Annotated in this window: 15 protein-coding genes; 7 read left to right on the top strand and 8 right to left on the bottom strand. The window is 72.2% G+C overall.

Annotated features, from left to right (window positions below; all coding sequences use genetic code 11):
• Nucleotides 1–696: polysaccharide deacetylase family protein (locus GT030_RS25570; RefSeq protein ID WP_161203133.1), on the top strand; the 696-nt coding region annotated here is incomplete at its 5' end.
• Nucleotides 689–4198 (top strand): lipopolysaccharide biosynthesis protein, encoded by a 3510-nt coding sequence (locus GT030_RS25565; RefSeq protein ID WP_161203132.1) that lies wholly within the window; start codon nt 689–691, stop codon nt 4196–4198. The genes GT030_RS25570 and GT030_RS25565, both read left to right, overlap by 8 nt.
• A gap of 14 nt (nt 4199–4212) precedes the next feature.
• Here the strand turns inward: GT030_RS25565 and GT030_RS25560 are convergent, their stop codons facing one another.
• Nucleotides 4213–5628 (bottom strand): xylan 1,4-beta-xylosidase, encoded by a 1416-nt coding sequence (locus GT030_RS25560; protein WP_161203131.1) that lies wholly within the window; start codon nt 5626–5628, stop codon nt 4213–4215.
• Nucleotides 5629–5738: 110 nt separating this feature from the next.
• On the opposite strand from GT030_RS25560, the gene GT030_RS25555 reads away from it, so the two are divergent.
• Together GT030_RS25555 and GT030_RS25550 are read left to right on the top strand one after the other, a co-directional pair.
• Nucleotides 5739–6857: a DUF5925 domain-containing protein gene (locus tag GT030_RS25555; protein ID WP_161203130.1), complete on the top strand. Its 1119-nt coding sequence runs from the start codon at nt 5739–5741 to the stop codon at nt 6855–6857.
• Nucleotides 6858–6946: 89 nt separating this feature from the next.
• Nucleotides 6947–7717 (top strand): DUF72 domain-containing protein, encoded by a 771-nt coding sequence (locus tag GT030_RS25550; RefSeq protein ID WP_161203129.1) that lies wholly within the window; start codon nt 6947–6949, stop codon nt 7715–7717.
• A 7-nt stretch (nt 7718–7724) separates the two neighbouring features.
• On the opposite strand, the gene GT030_RS25545 is transcribed toward GT030_RS25550, so the two are convergent.
• Nucleotides 7725–8090 carry a GntR family transcriptional regulator gene (locus tag GT030_RS25545; RefSeq protein WP_161203128.1) on the bottom strand — a complete coding sequence of 122 codons (366 nt, stop codon included), beginning with the start codon at nt 8088–8090 and terminating at the stop codon, nt 7725–7727.
• A 70-nt stretch (nt 8091–8160) separates the two neighbouring features.
• On the opposite strand from GT030_RS25545, the gene GT030_RS25540 reads away from it, so the two are divergent.
• The gene (locus GT030_RS25540; protein WP_161203127.1) at nt 8161–9090 is read left to right on the top strand and encodes a GNAT family N-acetyltransferase; all 930 of its coding nucleotides are present in this window, start codon (nt 8161–8163) and stop codon (nt 9088–9090) included.
• Nucleotides 9071–9568: a DUF402 domain-containing protein gene (locus GT030_RS25535; protein WP_161203126.1), complete on the top strand. Its 498-nt coding sequence runs from the start codon at nt 9071–9073 to the stop codon at nt 9566–9568. Before GT030_RS25540 ends, GT030_RS25535 begins: the two co-directional genes overlap by 20 nt.
• A gap of 3 nt (nt 9569–9571) precedes the next feature.
• Here GT030_RS25535 and GT030_RS25530 read toward each other — a convergent pair whose 3' ends face one another.
• Both GT030_RS25530 and GT030_RS25525 read right to left on the bottom strand, forming a co-directional pair.
• Nucleotides 9572–10186, bottom strand: a complete 615-nt coding sequence (locus GT030_RS25530) for a class I SAM-dependent methyltransferase (protein WP_161203125.1) — start codon at nt 10184–10186, stop codon at nt 9572–9574.
• Nucleotides 10187–10225: 39 nt separating this feature from the next.
• Nucleotides 10226–10687, bottom strand: a complete 462-nt coding sequence (locus GT030_RS25525; RefSeq protein ID WP_161203124.1) for a GNAT family N-acetyltransferase — start codon at nt 10685–10687, stop codon at nt 10226–10228.
• Nucleotides 10688–10906: 219 nt separating this feature from the next.
• On the opposite strand from GT030_RS25525, the gene GT030_RS25520 reads away from it, so the two are divergent.
• On the top strand, nt 10907–11890 hold the full coding sequence (locus GT030_RS25520) for a lytic polysaccharide monooxygenase (protein ID WP_161203134.1): 984 nt from the start codon (nt 10907–10909) through the stop codon (nt 11888–11890).
• A gap of 61 nt (nt 11891–11951) precedes the next feature.
• On the opposite strand, the gene GT030_RS25515 is transcribed toward GT030_RS25520, so the two are convergent.
• The 4 genes from GT030_RS25515 to GT030_RS25500 form a co-directional block, all read right to left on the bottom strand.
• Nucleotides 11952–12806: an alpha/beta fold hydrolase gene (locus GT030_RS25515; protein WP_135792569.1), complete on the bottom strand. Its 855-nt coding sequence runs from the start codon at nt 12804–12806 to the stop codon at nt 11952–11954.
• Between the two features lie 226 nt (nt 12807–13032).
• Nucleotides 13033–14013, bottom strand: coding sequence for a hypothetical protein (locus GT030_RS25510; protein ID WP_161203123.1), 981 nt, complete (start codon nt 14011–14013; stop codon nt 13033–13035).
• Nucleotides 14010–17435: a DNA polymerase III subunit alpha gene (locus GT030_RS25505; RefSeq protein ID WP_161203122.1), complete on the bottom strand. Its 3426-nt coding sequence runs from the start codon at nt 17433–17435 to the stop codon at nt 14010–14012. The genes GT030_RS25510 and GT030_RS25505 overlap by 4 nt, the downstream gene beginning before the upstream one ends.
• A 374-nt stretch (nt 17436–17809) precedes the next feature.
• The coding region (locus GT030_RS25500; protein WP_161203121.1) for a trypsin-like serine protease at nt 17810–18151 on the bottom strand (342 nt) is incomplete at its 5' end.

The following is an 18151-nucleotide window of genomic DNA, read 5'->3' as shown; positions in this document are numbered from 1 at the left end:
ATGGCGCTCATCGGCGACCTGGGGCTGACCCCGCTCACCACCGCCGCGCTCGCGGCGCACTGGCGCCACCGGCGCCCGCTGCCCGCCCGGCCGGTGCTGATCACCTTCGACGACGGCTACGAGGGCGTCCACCGGCACGCCCTGCCGGTGCTCGCCAAGCACGGCTTCCCGGCCACGCTGTTCGCCTCCACCGGCTGGCTCAGGGGTCCGTACGACACCGGGGGCGGCCTGGACGCCATGCTCGACTGGGACCAGGTGCGCGAACTGGCCGACAGTGGTGTGGAGATCGGCGGCCACACCCACAGCCACCCGCAGCTCGACCAGTTGGACGACGCCGCGCTCGCCGCCGAGCTGGAGCACAGCACCGGCATCCTCACCGACGAACTGGGCGTCCGCCCGATGTCGTTCGCCTACCCCTACGGTTACTCCAGCCGCCGTGTCCGCCAGGCGGTGCGGGCGGCCGGGTACACCCAGGCGCTGGCGGTCGGCAACGCGCTGGCCCGGCGCCGGCAGGGCCCGTACGCGCTCCGCCGGGTCACCGTGCGGCGCGGCACGGGGGTGGCCGAGTTCGAGCGGCTGCTCGAAGGACGGTCCATCGCACGGGACTTCGCCAGGGACCGTGCGCTCACCAAGGGATACGCACTCGTGCGAAGAGCACGCCAGGTCTGCCGGAAGGCCATCCGCTCCCGTGTCTGACACGACCACCGCCCAAGAGGCCGCCCCGGCCGTCTCCGCGCCGGGGAGCCGCCCGCGACTGCCCCTGCTGGGCCGCGCGTTCGGCGGCAATCCGCTGTTCCGCAACGCCTACGCGCTGATGCTGAACACTGGCATCTCCGCCGTCCTCGGTCTCGGCTTCTGGCTGGCGGCGGCACGCTACTACCCGGAGTCGGCGGTCGGGCAGGGCTCGGCCGCCATCGCCGCGATGAAGCTCCTCGCGGGGCTGACCGCGGTGACCCTGACCGGTGCCCTGGCCCGCTTCATCCCGGTCGCCGGACGCGCCACCGCGCGGCTGATCTTCCGTATCTACGCCGGAAGTTCGCTGGTGGTGGCGGTGGCGGCGGGGGTCTTCCTGCTGACGCTGGACGTGTGGGGGCCGTCGTACCGGTTCCTGCACGGGCCGGTGAACGGGCTCGGGTTCCTCGCGGCGGTCGTCGCCTGGAACGTGCTGACCCTGCAGGACGGGGTGCTGACCGGGCTGCGCAGCGCGCCGTGGGTGCCGGTGGGCAACACCGTGTTCTCGGCGGTGAAGCTGGGTCTGCTGGTGGCGTTCGCGGTGGCGATACCGACCGCAGGGGTGTTCGTCTCCTGGGTCGCGGCCATCGCCACCTCCGTACTCCCGCTGGGCTGGCTGGTGTTCCGGCGGCTGGTGCCCCGGCACACGGCGGCGACCGAGGGGCGGGCGCACCCGCCGACGCTGCGGGAGATCGGCCGGTTCCTGGCCGGCGACTACACCGGCTCGCTGTTCTCGCTCGGGGTGGTCTACCTCGTCCCGGTGATCATCGCGTCGCAGGTCAGCGCCGAGGACAACGCGTACTTCTACATCACCACCACCATCGGCGGCACCACCAACCTGCTCGCCATCAACATGGGTGCCTCCCTCACCGTGGAGGGCTCCCACGACCCGGCGCGGCTGGCCGCCAACACGCGGGCGGCGCTGAAGCGGATGGCCCGGATCATGCTGCCGGTCGCGGGCGTCCTCTTCGTCGGCGCTCCGTGGATTCTCGGCGTGTTCGGCGCGGGGTACGCGGACGCGGCGACGCCGCTGCTGCGCTGGTTCGCGGTCGGCGCGGTGCTGCGGGTGGTGATGGAGACGTACTTCGCGGTGCTCCGGGCACAGAGCCGGACGGCCGGACTGGCCTGGCTCCAGGGGATGTTGTGTGTGCTGGTGCTGGCCCTGACGCTGCTGCTCCTGCCCCGGATGGGGCTGACCGGCGCGGGCGTCGCGGAGATCTGCAGCCTGGCGGTGATCGTGGCCGTCGCCGCGCCGCGCCTGTGGCAGGTGATCCGGCCCGGCCCGGTGACCGCGGCCCCGGACGGCGACCTGGCCGATCTGGGGCCGCGTGAGGCCACCCGGCCGGCGCCCTCCTGGGTCAAGGAGACCGGGCAGGCGGACGCGCCCTGCGACGTGGCCCCGCCGGTCGCTCCTCCGGACGAGAAGCGGGCCCCCGCCGAGCCTCCACCGCCTCGGCCCCGGCGCTCCCCGACCCGCACCGGCCTGGTCCTCGGCTGCCTCCTCACCGCCGCACTCCTTCTCTACTGGCTCCCCGCGCTGCGCCTGACCGACGCCGGCCTGGACCGGATGGGCGGCCTCGGCCTGGTCTCGGTGCTGCCGCTGCCGACGCTGGCCGGTGCCGCGCTGCTGGTCACGGTGTTCGCCGTGCTGCTCAGGCTGCGCCGGGAACACCGGGCGCTGCTGCTGCTCACCCTGGTGGCCACGGTGTTCTCGCTGCACGCGCTGCCCGCCGTGATCGAGAGCGCGCCCCGGTTCCCCACCGCCTGGCAGCACCTGGGCTTCCTGGACCACATCGACCGCACCGGTTCGACCGTGCCCGACCTGGACGCCCGCTGGAGCTGGCCGGGCTTCTTCGCGGTCACCGCGTTCGTCGCCGAGGCATGCGGAGTGTCGGACTTCACCGAGGTGATCCGCTGGTGGCCGACGGCGATCCAACTCGCGTACCTGGCCCCGATGTTCCTGCTCACCCGGTCGCTACGGGCGAGCTGGCGGGCCCGGTGGGCCGGGGTGTGGCTGTTCGCGCTGAGCGGCTGGGTCGGGCAGGACTACTTCTCCCCGCAGGGCTTCACCTATCTGCTGTACCTGGTGTTCGTGGCGATCCTGCTGGTGTGGTTCCGGGCCCCGCACATGATCTGGTCCCGGTTCCGGCCCGGCGAGGCCGAGGTGGAGCCCACCGGCCGGCGCCAGCGGGTCGTGCTGCTGCTGGTGTTGATCGCCCTGTTCCTGGCCTGCGTCCCGGCCCACCAGCTCACCCCGTTCGTGATGCTCGGGGTGCTCGCGGCCCTGGTGCTGCTGCGCCGGTGCGAACTGCGCGGGCTGCCCCTGCTGTTCGCGGTGGTGGTGGCGGTGTGGGTGGGCTTCATGGCGGAGCCGTACTGGTCGGGGCACTTCGACGAGCTGTTCGGCGGTCTCGGCGGGGTCGGCGGCAATGTGTCGACCTCGGTCTCCGGCCGTATCGAGGGCGGGAGTTCGACCCACAAGCTGGTGCTGTACGCGCGGGTGCTGCTGGCCGGTTCGGTGCTGGCGCTGGCCTGCTGGGGCTGGTGGCGGCGGCGCGAGCACGGCTACCGCGAACGCTCCCTGCTGGTCCTCGCGTTCGTACCGTTCCTCGGCTTCGGCATGCAGTCGTACGGCGGCGAGATGGCGCTGCGCGTCTTCATGTTCGCGCTGCCGGGCGCGGCCCTGCTGGGGGCGCTCGCACTGTTCCCGCGTACCGGTGCGGACGAGCGGCGGCGGATGAGCCTGGGGGCGCCGGCCGCGCTGCTCGCGGGGCTGCTGCTGATCGGCGGCTTCCTGGTGGCCCGCTGGGGCAACGAGCCGTTCGAGCGGACCCGGCCCGGCGAGGTCGCGGCGATGAACTGGGTCTACGCCCATGACAAGCCGACCGTACGGCTGCTGTGGCTGACCACCGACACGGTCAACGACGTGACGCCGGCGCTGGCCTGGGGCGCGCGGGACATGGAGCGGGTGACCTATGTGCCGACGCTCGCCCCTCCCGACCCGGTGCTGGTGTCCGGGCTGGTGAAGTCGCTGAAGGACGCGGGCCCCCACTCGTATCTGATCGTCAACGAGAGCCAGGTCCGCTATCTGGAGCTGGACGCGGGCTACCCGGCGTCCTGGGAGTCCCGGCTGACCCGGACCCTGGACGGCCGCGCCGAGCTGGCCAAGGTGCTGGTGAACGGGGACGCGACCGTGTACGCGCTGCGCGGCGGCGGGTCTGCGGCGGTGCCCGAGCCGGACCCGGGTCCGATCGGGCCGCAGATCACCTGGACACCGTGGTCGGTGGTGGCCGCACTCGCCGCCGGGGTACTGATCCTGCTGCTGGCCGGGCGCGAGGTGCTCCGGGTGGCGGGCCGGCCGAGCGTGGGACGGCTCCGGCGGTCGCAGAGCGCGTTCTGGTTCGCGCTGCCGCTGCTGGCGGTGGTGCTGGCCTCGCTGGTGCAGCGGTTCCTCACGATGAGCTGAGGGGGGGAAGTGGTTCAGCGGTCGAGCCACTTCACCTCGTAGCCGCGCATCTCGAACCGCTTGCCGTCGACGCGGGCGCTGACCGGGCGGTCCAGGGTGTTCACCACCAGGACGGTGTCCCGGCTCGCCAGGACGCGGAGGTTGGGGCGGTCGTCGGCGGCGACGGACACCTTCGCGTACCGGGTGCCGGGCGGGAACGCCTTGCCGAAGCGGGAGACCAGGCCGTACATGGGCAGTTCGCGGCCGCCGCCGCTGTCGCCGGTCGGGGTCCACAGGCAGCCGGGGCAGTCGGCGCCGCTCTTCCTCTCCGGGTTCCAGTAGAAGCCGGATTGGGCGCCGCCCCGGGCCATGGCGATCAGCCCGGCGGCGTGCACGGCGATCCGGCGGTCCTCGGACCAGCCCGCGCGCCGGTCCCGGGAGTCGGCGGGCTCCACGTAGTACTCGGCCCACCACAGCGGGAGGCCGTGGGTGCGCTCGCGCACCCACTCCCCCACGGCCGTGAACTTGGCGGTGGCGGCGAACTCGTCGGGGAGCAGCTCGTCGTCGTTGGTGTAGCTGGAGCCGTCGACCACGACGAAGTCGGCGCCGGACTTGTGGGCGTTCCAGTAGTCGAAGGCGTCCAGCACGCGTCGGTCCATCGCGCCCCAGGGTCCGCGCACCCGGGCGGAGGCTTCGGAGGCGCGGGGGTCGACGCTGTCCATGGGCAGGTAGGGACCGCCGACGAGGTTGTCCGGGTCGGCCTTCTTCAGCGCCGCCCGCACCAGGTTGTACAGCTTGGTGTAGCCCTCGTGGTCCCAGCGGCCCTTCGTCTCGTTCCAGAACCCCTTGAACTCGTTCCAGACGACGAAGTGCCGTACGTCGGGGTAGCGGCGGGCGACGGTGGCGGCGAGGTCGGCGAAGTCCCGGTAGTGCTCCGGGTCGGGCGCCCGCTCCAGCGAGCCCTGGCTCCAGTCGGTGGCACCGACACCGGCCTTGCCGCCCTTCATCCAGTCGGGGGCACAGCACAGGGTGATGACGGGGGTGCCGCCGGAGGCGCGGATGAAGTCGATACGGCGGTCCAGAGCGCCGAAGTCGTAGCGCCCCTTCACGGGTTCGGGATTGTCGGCGCCCCAGCCCATCACGGCCTGGTCCTGCGGGAGCCCCCCGTCGCCCTTGAGCAGCCGGGCCACGCGGTCGCTCCCGCCGCCCTGGTCGGCGCTGTACTGGGTGTGGGTGAAACCCCAGCCCACATCGGGGTGTACGGGTCCGGACGGGGCGGCGGGCGTGCCGTGCGGCCGGTCGCCGTCGCGGGTGGTGCCGCTTGTGTCGGCGCCGCGTCCGGGGAAGGTGTTCAGGAGGGTGACCAGCAGGGCCAGCGCGGTCACGCACACGCCGAGCAGGGCGGTGAGCCGCCACCTCCGTGCCCCCGTGTACCACCCATGACTGCCCATCAGCTCCACAGTAACGGCGGAAACCCGGCGTCGGGCGTGAGTTGGGAACACCTGGGGACAAGCGGCGGAATTGCCGTGCGCGCGGTGCGCCGGTGCCCGATCATGGCGGCATGTCTGTGAACCCGCGGAACCCGCACGACGCGCTGCCGATCCGGCTGAACGTGGACGACTCCGACTCGCCCTCCGACGTCGTCGACGCGCTGTTCCTCGGCCGTTTCGCCACGGGTGAGCAGCCGTACGCGCACGCGGCCAACATCGACCGCGTCCGTTCCGAGGCGACCCTGCTGCCCGACGGCGCCCGGGTACTGCGGATGGCGCGGGACGAGGACCGCAGCGCGACCCTCGCGGAGGGCGACGGATGGACCCTGCTGGTCTCCCGCTGGAACCGGGGCGCGGACGTCACGGTGACCGCGACCACGGCCGAGCTGGCCAAGGAGGTCCTGGGCCGGGCCACCGACGGCGCGGCCGACGAGCCGGCCCCGCAGCCGGACAACGTGACGATGGGCTTCTGGTACGTCTCGCCCCGGCGCGGCCCGCACCGCACCACCCGGCAGATCTCGGCCGGCACCTGGGAGGAGGTGCGGTCCAACTACACCGCGCCGGTGGCCCTGGCGATGGACCGGCTGATGAAGACGACGCCGGAGAACATCGCGGGCCGGCTCCTGCTGCTGCACGGGCCGCCGGGCACCGGCAAGACATCCGCGCTGCGCACGCTGGCCCGGTCCTGGCGGGAGTGGTGCCAGGTGGACTGCGTACTGGACCCGGAGCGGCTCTTCTCCGACGTGGGCTATCTGATGGACATCGCCATCGGCGAGGAGGACGGCCCCGGCAAGGGCCGCTGGCGGCTGCTCCTGCTGGAGGACTGCGACGAGCTGATCCGGGGCGAGGCCCGGCACACCGCGGGCCAGGCGCTGTCCCGGCTGCTGAACCTGACCGACGGGCTGCTGGGCCAGGGCCGCAATGTCCTGGTGGGGGTCACGACCAACGAGGACCTGGAGCGGCTGCACCCGGCCGTGGTCCGGCCCGGCCGCTGTCTGGCCCGGATCGAGGTGGGCCCGCTGACCCGCCCGGAGGCGGTGAGCTGGCTCGGCGACCAGGCCCCGGAGCTGCAGAACGAGCTGGGCCGGGACGGCTCGACACTGGCCGAGCTGTACGCGCTGCGCCGGGGCACGGCACCGACCTCGGTGCCGGGGGCGCGGGACGGGGCGGACGCGGGGCTGTACCTGTAACCGCGCGGGCCCGCATTCCGGGGTGGGCCGTTCCGGTGGGCGCGGTCCGTCCGCCCGCCCGGCCCGCGCGCGGATGTTTTGATGGACCCATGACCCTGTTCGTCGGTACGTCGGGGTGGCAGTACAAGAGCTGGCGGGGCGTGCTGTACCCGGCGGGCGTGCCGGTGCGCCGGTGGCTGGAGGAGTACGCGGAGCACTTCGCCACGGTGGAGCTGAACAACGCGTTCTACCGGCTGCCCTCCCGCGAGAACTTCGAGGCGTGGCGGGAGCGGCTGCCCGAGGGGTTCGTGGTGGCGGTGAAGGCGAGCCGCTATCTGACCCACATCAAGCGGCTGCGGGACCCCGAGGAGCCGGTGCACCGGCTGATGAGCCACGCCGAGGGGCTGGGCGCGGACCTGGGCCCGGTGCTGCTCCAGCTCCCGCCGACCCTGCGCGCGGACCCCCCGCTGCTGGACGCCTGCCTGGCCTGCTTCCCGGCGAAGACCCGGGTGGCGGTCGAGCCACGGCACGACTCCTGGTGGACCCCGCAGACCCGCGAGGTGCTCGAGGCGCGGAAGGCCGCCCTGTGCTGGGCGGACCAGCTGGGCCGCCCGGCCGGTCCGCTGTGGCGCACAGCCGACTGGGGGTACGTCCGCTTCCACCGCGGCCGCGCCAAGCCCTGGCCCCGCTATGGCACCCAGGCACTCCAGTCCTGGGTCGACCGCATCGCCAGCACCTGGCCGGAGGGCCAGGACGTCTACGCCTACTTCAACAACGACCCGAGAGGCGCGGCGGTCAAGGACGCGGCCGAATTCGGCAGCCTGGCCCGCCGGGCGGGGCTGGAGGTTACGCGGACACCGGAGCCCTGGGCGCGGCGGTGAGCGCCGGTCAGTCGGTGCCGTAGGCGGCGCGGAGTGCGTCGCGGACGGTGGCCAGGGCGGTGTCGTGGTCCAGGCCGAGGCGGCGGGCGCGTTCCGCGTACGCCTGTGCGGCGATGCTGGCCTCGCGGGTGGCGGCGGGGGCTGCGATGTAGGTGCCGTGGCGGCCGCGGGTCTCGATCACGCCGTCCGCCTCCAGCGCGCGGTACGCCTTGGCGACGGTGTTCACGGCGAGGCCGAGGGACTCCGCGAGGCCGCGCACGGTGGGCAGCCGGTACCCGGCCGGGAGCGCGCCCGCCCGCGCCTGCTCGGAGATCTGCGCCCGGACCTGCTCGTACGGCGCCGCGCTGTCATCGATGTGGATCTTCAGGCTCACAGGGCGATTCTCCCGCACCGGGCGGAAAATGAGAGGCACTCCGGCGGTCCCGCCCGTACGGTGCCTGCTCATGACCGTACTCGTGCGCGACCTGCGCCCCGACGTGCCGGCCGACACCGAGGGCTTCGCCCGGGTCCGACGGCTGGCGCTGCCCTACATCCTGTTCACCTCCGAGTCGGTACGCCATGTCCTGACCCGGAGCCATCCGGACGCGAAGTTCCGCTCGCTGGTCGCGGAGGAGGACGGCGAGGTGATCGGCACGGCGCAGGTGGCGCTCGCGCACGAGAGCACGGAGCCGGGACAGGCGTACGTCAACGTCCATGTCCACCCGGAGCGCACCGGCCGGGGCGCGGGGCATCTGCTGGTCGCCACCGCCGAGGAGTACCTCGCGTCGCTGGGCGCCACCCGGCTGTACTCCTGGGTGCTGGACGAGCCCGCCAGCGTGCGCTTCGCCGAACGGCACGGCTACCGGGCCGGCCGCCCGGCCCGCTTCCTCCGCCTCGACCTGGCGCACGGCACCCTCCCGCCGCTCCCGGAGACCCCCTCCGGGGTGGAGCTGCGCACGGCCGCCGACTTCGCGGCCGACCCCCGCCCGCTGTTCGAGCTGGACGCCGAGACCGTGGCGGACGAGCCCGGCGAGGTCACGATCACCTACTCCGACTACGAGGCGTGGCTGGCGGAGACCTGGGAGCACCCGCTGCTGGACCTCGGCCTGACGGTGGTCGCGGTGGTGGACGGCCGTCCGGTCGCCTTCAGCGTGGCCTACTCCGACGGCGCCACCCGCTACTTCACCGACATGACCGGTACCTCCCGCGCCTACCGGGGCCGGGGCCTGGCCAAGCTCGCCAAGCTGCACTCGCTGCACCGGGCGCGCGCGGCCGGCCACACCGAGGCGTTCACCGGGAACGACGCGGGCAACGGCCCGATGATCGCCATCAACAAGTGGCTCGGCTACGAGTTCTGCGCCACGGAGGTGCGGTATGTCCGCGAACTCGGCTGACCTAGCTGGCGAGTTGGAAGTTGTCCTCGTCAAGGCGGGGCGTACGAAGATCCGTTACCCGGCGGCGCTGCTCGCGGACGACGGCACCCGTGTGTCGGTGCGCGCACCCTGGGCGGGTGAGGGTGTGCGGGACTTCGGGTTCGTGCGCTTCGAACCGGGCGACGTGTTCACCGAGCACTACTGGCGGGACCGCTGGTACTCGGTCAAGGAGGTGCGGGCGCAGGACGGCACCCTGAAGGGCTGGTACTGCGACATCACCCGGCCCGCCGTCCGGTCCGGCGCCGAACTCGTGGTGGAGGACCTCGACCTGGACCTCTGGGTCTCCGGCGACGGCAACGACGTACTCCGGCTGGACGAGGACGAGTTCGCCGCGAGCGGGCTGGCCGAGCGGGACCCGGAGGCGGCGGCCGCCGCCCGGCGGGCGCTGGACGAGCTGGAGGTGCGGGCCCGCGCGGAGGGTCTCACGGGCCTGGTCTGAGCCTCAGATCTCGGCCAGCACCGCGTACCGCTCGTCGGTGACGGTCTTGCCCCACAGCAGGGGGTCGCCGGACAGCGGCTCCACCCGTATCCGCCCGGCCAGGGGCGCCAGCAGGGCGGTGACCTCATCGACGGGCGTCCCTACCGGGGAGAGGCTCCCCCAGACGCCCTCCACCAGCACGAACCGGCCACCGGGGCGCAGCAGGGTGCGCCAGTGGCGCAGCACCTCGGCGGGGCGGGGCAGCGTCCACAGCACGTGCCGGACGAGGATCACGTCGTAGCCCTCCTCCCCGACCGGGGGTACGGCCGCGTCCCCGCACAGGACCCGCGCGTCCTGCCCGGCGAGCTTGGCGCGGGCCCGCTCGACCATCGCCGGGGAGGCGTCGACGCCGGTCACCCGGTGCCCCTGTTCGGCGGCGAGCAGCGCGAGGCTTCCGGTGCCGCAGCCGAGGTCGAGCACGTCCGAGGGCGGTCCGGGCAGCCACCCGCGAAGTCTTTCGGCCCACGCGGCCCGTGTCTCGGGCGCCCGCAGGCCGTGATCCGGTTCGTCGTCGAAGACGGCGGCCTGGGCGTCCCAGTCCACGTCCGCCCCGGCGGTCCACTCGCTCGCGTCACTCATCCGGCAAGCGTGCCATCCACCACTGACAATCAGGTTCCGTCAGCGGTCCAGCGGCTTGCGGTAGTGGAGCCGGTCGTAGGGGCCGTCGACACGGCGTTCCACCAACTCGTAGCCGTACCGGGAGTAGATCTTCTGGTTCTCCCACATCAGGGCGTTGGTGTAGAGCCGGATCTCGGGGAGCCCCAGCCCACGGGCGTGGGCCTCCACGAAGCGCAGCAGCCGGCCGCCGACGCCCCGGCCGTGGGCGTCCGGGTGGACGGCGATGCTGTCGAGGAAGAGGTGGTCGGGGCGGGCGCGGACGACCACGAGTCCGGTGACGGGCTCTCCTGTGACGAAGACACACCCCTCATCGACGTCGGCCATGTGGTCCGCCTCCATGGGCTGGGGCACCACACCGATGCGCGCGAGGTAGGGGCGGTAGGCCGCGTCGGTGACCGCGCGCACGGCGGGCACGTCGGCGGCCGTGGCGGCGCGGGCCGGGGCTTCGGGGTGCTCGTGCATGCCGGGCACGGTAGCGACCTGAGCCCAGTCTGAGCACGGCCTTAAGCGGACCATAAAGATCGCCTCAAGGGGGCCGGAGCGGGTCGATCCGTCGCCGTGCGGGGCTAGTTTCTGACCGTCCCCCCACGGGACCAGCTCCCTTCCGGCAGCCGGCCGGCCCCACTGTTCCGAGGAGTTCCGATGCCGTTCGCCACGCCCTCGACCCCGCGCGGGCGGCGCATGCCCCGGCTGCGGGCCGCCGCCACCGCGGCCGCGCTCGGCCTGGCGCCGCTGACCCTGACCGTGCTGGCCGGCGCGCCCGCGTCCGCGCACGGTTCGATGGGCGACCCGGTCAGCCGGGTCGCGCAGTGCTTCGCGGAGGGCCCGGAGTCCCCCGGGTCGGCTGCCTGCCAGGCGGCCGTGGCGGCGGGCGGCACCCAGGCGCTGTACGACTGGAACGGCATCCGGATCGGCGACGCGGGCGGCCGCCACCAGGAGCTGATCCCCGACGGCAAGCTGTGCAGCGCGGGGAACGACGAGTTCAAGGGCCTCGACCTGGCGCGCGCCGACTGGCCGGCCACCGGCGTGCACAGCGGCTCGTACACCTTCAAGTACCGGGTGACCGCCCCGCACAAGGGCACCTTCGAGGTCTACGCGACCAAGCCCGGCTACGACCCGGCGAAGCCCCTGGCCTGGTCCGACCTGGACCTGGCCGACCCGGTGGCGAAGTCCACCGATCCGGTCGCCACGGACGGCTTCTACACCTTCTCCGGCACGCTCCCCGCCCGCACGGGCCGCCACCTGCTGTACGCGGTGTGGCAGCGCTCGGACAGCCCGGAGGCCTTCTACTCCTGCTCGGACGTCGACTTCGGCGGCGCGGCGGCGGCCGCCCCGGCCGGTCCGGCCAAGGTGACCAAGTCCGCGAGGACCACCCCCGCGCCCACCGTCTCCGCCCCCTCGGAGCGCCAGATCGCGGCCGGCGCCGACCGCTCCACGGTGGAGCACCACGGCCATGGCGACAACGACCCGAGCACCTCGGCGAAGCCGGTGAGCCCCGCCCCCAACGCCCCTCAGCCGGAGGGCACTTCGGTCCCCCTGGCCGAGACCGGCGCCCCCACCGGCACCTCGTACGCGGCCATCGGCGGCGCCACCGCCCTGGCCCTCGGTTCAGCCGCGCTGTTCCTCTCGGTGCGCCAGCGCGCGACGGGCCGGAACCCGCGCTGAACACCCCTCTGAACGCGGGGCCCTGCCGGGCGGCTCAGGCCGGGCAGGGCCCCGAGTCACCTCAGCTGAACGCGGACGCGCAGGTGGTGGCCGTGGCGTGGGACGGGTCGAGGGCGTTGGCGACCTCGTGGTAGGCGATGCGGTCGAAGATGCCGATCGCGACGTGTTCGGAGAGGTCGAGCGGGCAGAGGTCCTGGAGGAGGACGTTGCGGACGTCGGAGCCGGAGAGGTACTGGGTGCGCCAGGGGGTGACGACCTCGTCGTACTTGGTGGCGATGACGGTGTAGTGCACACCGGGGACGGTGTCGCCGCCCGCGTTGAGCTTGGTCATGAAGGCCGAGTTGGTGATCTGGTCCGCCAGTGCGGGCGTGGTGGACTTGATGAGGTCCTCGGCTCCGGGGAAGTACGGCAGCAGGTTGGTGAGGCCGCTCAGATCGGTGCCGTGGTTGCTGGGGGCGATCCCGACGAGCGCGTTCACCTTGGCGGACCCGCCGAGGAACTTCAGGTAGTAGCGGGGCATCATGCCGCCCTGGGAGTGGCCGACGAGGTCGGCCTTGGTGGCGCCGGTGGCGGTGAGCACCTTGTCGACGAAGGCGGAGAGCTGCTCGGCCGACTTGTCGATCGGGCCGAGGCCGTAGAAGACGGGGACGCCGGGAAGCTGTCCGTAGTCGAGCGAGAAGACGCAGTAGCCGCGCTCCTTGAGGTACGGAGCGAGTGACACCCAGTTGGTGACGGAGTTGCCGAGGGTGCCGTGGACGAGGACGACGGGCCGCGGGTGGGCGGCTGAGGGCTTGCAGGAGTAGTCGTTCCAGCCACTGCTGGGAGCGGCGTGGGCGGTGGCGGCGGGAACGGTGGCGAGCGCGGCGGCCAGGACCAGCGCGGCGAGCGGTCTGAGCGCTCGCTTCCAGGGCAGCATCGTGTGATCTCCTTGCGGCTCAAGGGAGAAGGTGCACGGCCTAACCCTGTGATCCGGATCACGGGATGCTGTTCACTCGTCAAGTTACGGACGAGTAGTGCAACTGTGAAGTTACGCGTCGGTAAAAAGTTCCATCCGCCCTCAGAAGCCCCCGCACACTGAGGAACCGTCACGAGGCGGCACAGGACCGCCGAATCCCACCAGAAACTCCCGCAACACGGGTAACTCAGGCCGCGAGCGTCCCGGGCATCACCGCGCGGGGTCCGAACTTGGCCCGCGCCAGGTCGGCGACCTCCTCGATCCGGCGGACCTTCTCGTCCACGGGGTCGAAGGTGAGCTGGTGCGCGGCCTCCCCGGCCGGCGTCAGCCCCTCGGCGCGCAGGGCGAGCGCCCGCACCCGCGCCCGCTGGAGCCCGAGCGCCTCGTACATGCCGTACGCCGCCTTCGTCAGATCGGCCGAGTGCGCGGTCGGCTCGGCGAGGGTGCGTCCGCGGACCGTGGTGGAGCGGTCGGCGTAGCGCACGGTGAGCGTCAGGGAGCGGCAGACGTGCTCCATCCCCCGCAGCCGGGCGCCCAGTTCCTCGGCGTCGGCCAGCAGCGCCCGCCGGTGCCGGCCGGGGTCCAGCTCGTCCCTGCCGAAGGACCGCTCGGCGGCCACCGACCGGGAGACGGCGTTCGGCACGACCCGCCCCCGGTCCACCCCGTTGGCCCGCTCCCGCAGCTCACGGGCGGTCCTGGCCCCGACGAGCCGCTGGAGCGTGGCGGGCGGTGCGACGGCGACCCGCCCGAGGGTGTCCAGCCCGTACTCGCACAGGGTCCGGGCGGTGGCCGTCCCCACCCCCGGCAGCGCGACCACGGGCAGCCCGGCGAGGAACTCCGCCCCGGCACCGGGCTCGTCGGGAACGGCGCACACCACTCCCGGCCGGGCCTGTCGCAGCGCCATCCGGGCCAGCATCGGCCCGGGCCCGGCACCCACCACGCAGTCGACCCCGTACCGGGCGAGGGCCCGCACCCGGATCAGCGCGGCCAGCTCCACCGGCCCGCGTCCGAAGTACCGCTCGGCCCCGCGCAGATCGGCCAGGGCCCCGTCGGGCGGCAGCCCCTCCACGACGGGCGTGAACTCCTCCAGCAGCCCGAGCAGTTCGGACAGCTCCAGCTCACCGTCACCCTCGCCGGCCCGGCGAAAACGCACACAGAGAATGGTCATCCCGCACTCCCCGGACTCTGATGCCACAACTTCCGCATGGCGGACGGTGCTTGCTCGGACACCTCCTGGCCGGCCGGGCGCAGGTCGGCCCACGGGTGCATCTGGAAGCCGGTGGACATCCGGATCCGGCGCCCCACCCCGTCCTCCGCGGCCTTCGCCTCCGGCACGGGCTCGGCCAGCCGGGCCGCCACCTTCTCCAGACCGCCCTCGGCCCGCAGCTCGGCGAGTTCGGCGAGGTTCCAGGCAGCCGACCCGACCACGCTGAGGCTGCGCGGCCCGCGCCGCTGCACCACTCCGCGCACCAGCAGCAGCCAGGAGTGGAAGACGATGTGCGCGCAGGCGTCGTGCGAGTCGTCGAAGAAGGCGAGGTCGACCAGCCCGGTGCCGTCGTCCAGCGTGCTGAAGATGACCCGCCGGCCGGACCGGATCGGCGGCGTCTGGGTGGCTGCCTTGGCCCCGGCGACCAGTACGGTCTCCCCGTGCCGGGCCTCGCGCAGCCGCCGCGCCGACACCACGCCCAGCTCCTCCAGGAAGCCCCGGTGGTCGTCCATCAGGTGATGGGAGACGTCCATGGAGAGCACGCCCAGCTCGGCACTGAGCCGCTCGGCCTCCGAGAGATCGGGCAGCCCGGCGGAAGCGGTCCGCCGCCCCCCGCCCAGCGGAAGCTGCTCCCCACGACCGCTACGGGACCCCCGGTGCAGCTCGGCCAGGTGCAGCTGAAGATCACGCCGATTGGCCCCGAACGCGTCCAGCGCCCCGACCTGCGCCAGCCGCTGGGCGAGCGGCCGCCCCGGCCGCCCCCGCTCCCAGAAGTCCAGCAGGGACGCGTACGGCTGCCCCTCGGCGATCCGCGCGGCCTCCGCCTCACTGATGCCGTGCACATCGGCGAGGGCGAGCCGCACCCCCCACACCCCGGACACCAGTTCGATTCGATGAGCGACCCCGGACACGTTCACGTCCAACGGCAGAATCGGCACCCCGAGCCGCCGGGCATCAGCCAGGAGCAACCGCTTGGGATACATACCGGGATCATGCGTGAGCAGCCCGGCATAAAAAGCGGCAGGGTAATGCGCCTTGAGCCAGGCCGACTGATAGGTGGGCACGGCAAAAGCAACGGCATGCGCCTTGCAGAACCCGTAGGACCCAAAGGCCTCGACGATCTCCCAGGTCCGCCGAATGGTCTCGGCGTCGTACCCCTTCTCCTCGGCCCGCTGAGCGAACCACACCCGCACCCGCCCCTGGGCCTCGGAATCGGAGAGCAACCGCCGCACGGCATCAGCCTCTCCCCGCCCGCACCCGGTCATGACGGCAAGAATGTCGATGACCTGCTCATGGAACACCACCACCCCATAGGTGTCCCGCAACGCCGGCTCAAGATCCGGATGCGGATACCGCACGGGCGCCCGCCCATGCCGAGCCTCGATAAAAGGCCGCACCATATCGGCAGCAACAGGACCGGGCCGGAACAAAGAAATATCCACCACCAGATCACCAAAACAATCAGGCTGAAGCCGCCCCACCAGATCCCGCTGTCCAGGCGACTCGATCTGAAAACACCCGAGCGTCTCGGTGGACCGGATGAGCCGATACGTATCGGCATCCCCCGCGGGCAAAGCCTCCAGATCGACCCGCTCCCCCGAAGCCCGCTCCACCTCGGCGACGGCGTGCGCCATGGCCGACTGCATCCGCACCCCGAGCACATCCAGTTTGAGCAGCCCGAGATCCTCCACATCCTCCTTGTCGAACTGCGACATCGGCAGCCCCTCCCCACTGGTGGGAACCACCGGAGTACGCCGCAGCAGCGAGGAGTCGGACAGCAGAACCCCACAAGGATGCATGGCAACCCCACGCGGCAAGGCATCAAGCGCCTCGACCAGTTCCCACAACACCCCGTACCGCTCCTGCTCCCCGGCAAGCCCCTTCAACTCGGGCAACTCGGCAAGCGCGACCCGGGCGTCCCGAGCCCGAACATGCGGAAAAGCCTTGGCGATCCGATCGATCTCGGCAGGGTCCATCGAAAGGGCGGCCCCCACATCCCGAATGGCATGCCGAACCCGATAGGTCTCCGGCATGGCAACGGTAGCGACCCGCTCCCCGCCGAACCGCCCGATAATCGCCCGATAAACCTCGATCCGCCGAGCGGACTCCACATCCACATCGATATCAGGAAGCGCAACCCGCTCCCGCGACAAGAACCGCTCCATGAGCAACCCGTGCGCCACCGGATCAGCATGGGCGATGCCCAGCAGATGATTCACCAGAGACCCGGCCCCGGACCCCCGGGCAGCAACCCGAATCCCCATCTCCCTTACATCGTCGACCACCTGGGCAACGGTCAGAAAATAAGACGCATACCCATGATGTCCAATGATCTCCAGCTCCTCATGCATCCGCTCCCAGTACTCCCGCCGCCCGGAATACCCAAGCCGCATCATCCCGGCAACGGCCCTAGAGACAAGCGCCCGCTGAGCCCCCCGCCGTCCGGCCCCCACGAGCCGCCCCTCGGGAAACCGCACACTCCCGATCCCCAGATCATCCTCAGGATCAACAACACACTCCCCGGCAACAGCGAGGGTCTCGGCAATCAACCGCCCAGCGGTCTCCCGCCGGTACCCAGCAGCCTCCACCACCCGCTCGGCAACCCGGAGCATCTCGGCCGGCCCCTTCAACCAGGCCTCCCCGGAGTCAAGCCCCTTCCGCGGATCAATAGGCACCAGCCGCCGGGCGGCATCCAGCACATCGGCCACCCGCCCCTGCCCCGGATCGGCATACCGCACCGCATTACTGAGAACAGGCCGCACCCCTTGCTCCACGGCGAACCCAAGACTCCGAGCAGCAAGCCGCAGGGACCCGCTCCCCGTCCCCTCCACCCCGTGCCACACAACCTCGACCCGCAGAGCGTCCCCGAAAACCTCCCGCCAGGCACCCAACAACCGCGCGGCCCGATCAGGCCGCCCGGCCCCCAGAGCCCGCCCCACATCGGAGTCGGGCCCCAGCAGAACGACAACCCCCTCCCCCCGGAGCGCCTCCCAGGGCACCAGGGGCGTACCCCCACCCCCGGCATGAGCAGCGCTGATCATCCGACAGAGCTCAGCCCACCCCAAAGCCCCGTCCCGCGCCAGAAAGGTCACCCGGGGAGCCGACTCGTCCACGAAGGCGCCCCCACGCACCGGAGCCCGAAGCCGCCCACCGCCACCCCCACCGGAAGGAACGGCAACCCCGAGATCAACCCCGAAAACGGGCCGCACCCCACTCCCCGCACAAGCCTTGGCAAACCGAACGGCCCCGGCGAGCGAGTCCCGATCCGTAAGGGCCAGCACATCCATCCCCCGCTCGGAGGCTCGCAGGGCAAGCCGTTCCGGATGCGAGGCCCCGTACCGCAGGGAGAACCCGGAGACAGCCCGCAAATGCGCGAACGCCACCGCAGCACCTCCCACCACTCAAGCCAATCGAACACCCGTTCCCTTCCACCATACCCCCACTATCGAACGCACGTACGACAAGAGCGCCCACCCCTCCCACCTGCGAAAACACGCCCACCAGCCGCACAAGACCACCCCAGTCCCGAACAACGGCCCCGTACGGCGGGCTGGCCGGCGACGGCGGCGAGGGGACGTGCCGGGGGGTGTCCGCCCGCAGCGGCCGGCGACGAGGCAAGTCGAACGCATCAAAGAAACAGAAGTCGCCGGACCGAGGACGGACACCCCCCGGCGCGGCCCCGCCCCACCACGCAAAGGACCCCCGCCCTCCCGAAGGAGAAGCGGGGGCCCAAAGGCCGGAGCCGGAGCCAGGAACCTCAGCCGATCTGCGTCCCAGTAGCGGCCAGCGCCTCAGTCACAGGCTGGAAGAACGTCTCTCCACCGGAGGAGCAGTCCCCACTACCCCCCGACGTGAGCCCCACCGCACTGCTCCCGGAGAACAGCGACCCACCGCTGTCCCCCGGCTCAGCACACACGTCGGTCTGAATCAGCCCGCTCACGGTCCCCTCGGAGTAGTTCACGGTCGCGTTCAGCCCCGTCACGGTCCCGTCGTGAACCTGAGTAGTGGACCCACTACGGGTGACCTTCATCCCCACGGTGGCCTCGGCCGCCCCCGAGATCTGCTGAGCAGACCCGTTGTAGAGATTGACCTCGCTCGG

Origin of the sequence: Streptomyces sp. SID1328, from assembly GCF_009865595.1 — a bacterium.
GTDB classification, from domain to species: domain Bacteria; phylum Actinomycetota; class Actinomycetes; order Streptomycetales; family Streptomycetaceae; genus Streptomyces; species Streptomyces griseoluteus.
Note: the sequence above shows the minus strand (reverse complement) of the source record. Positions and strands in the feature narration are given on the sequence as shown.

Excerpts from the sequence above, each read along its gene's own strand:
- GT030_RS25560 (WP_161203131.1), bottom strand. The coding sequence starts at position 5,628 with ATGGGCAGTCATGGGTGGTACACGGGGGCACGGAGGTGGCGGCTCACC.
- GT030_RS25555 (WP_161203130.1), top strand. The coding sequence starts at position 5,739 with ATGTCTGTGAACCCGCGGAACCCGCACGACGCGCTGCCGATCCGGCTG.
- GT030_RS25550 (WP_161203129.1), top strand. The coding sequence starts at position 6,947 with ATGACCCTGTTCGTCGGTACGTCGGGGTGGCAGTACAAGAGCTGGCGG.
- GT030_RS25540 (WP_161203127.1), top strand. The coding sequence starts at position 8,161 with ATGACCGTACTCGTGCGCGACCTGCGCCCCGACGTGCCGGCCGACACC.
- GT030_RS25535 (WP_161203126.1), top strand. The coding sequence starts at position 9,071 with ATGTCCGCGAACTCGGCTGACCTAGCTGGCGAGTTGGAAGTTGTCCTC.
- GT030_RS25530 (WP_161203125.1), bottom strand. The coding sequence starts at position 10,186 with ATGAGTGACGCGAGCGAGTGGACCGCCGGGGCGGACGTGGACTGGGAC.
- GT030_RS25525 (WP_161203124.1), bottom strand. The coding sequence starts at position 10,687 with ATGCACGAGCACCCCGAAGCCCCGGCCCGCGCCGCCACGGCCGCCGAC.
- GT030_RS25520 (WP_161203134.1), top strand. The coding sequence starts at position 10,907 with ATGCCCCGGCTGCGGGCCGCCGCCACCGCGGCCGCGCTCGGCCTGGCG.
- GT030_RS25515 (WP_135792569.1), bottom strand. The coding sequence starts at position 12,806 with ATGCTGCCCTGGAAGCGAGCGCTCAGACCGCTCGCCGCGCTGGTCCTG.
- GT030_RS25510 (WP_161203123.1), bottom strand. The coding sequence starts at position 14,013 with ATGACCATTCTCTGTGTGCGTTTTCGCCGGGCCGGCGAGGGTGACGGT.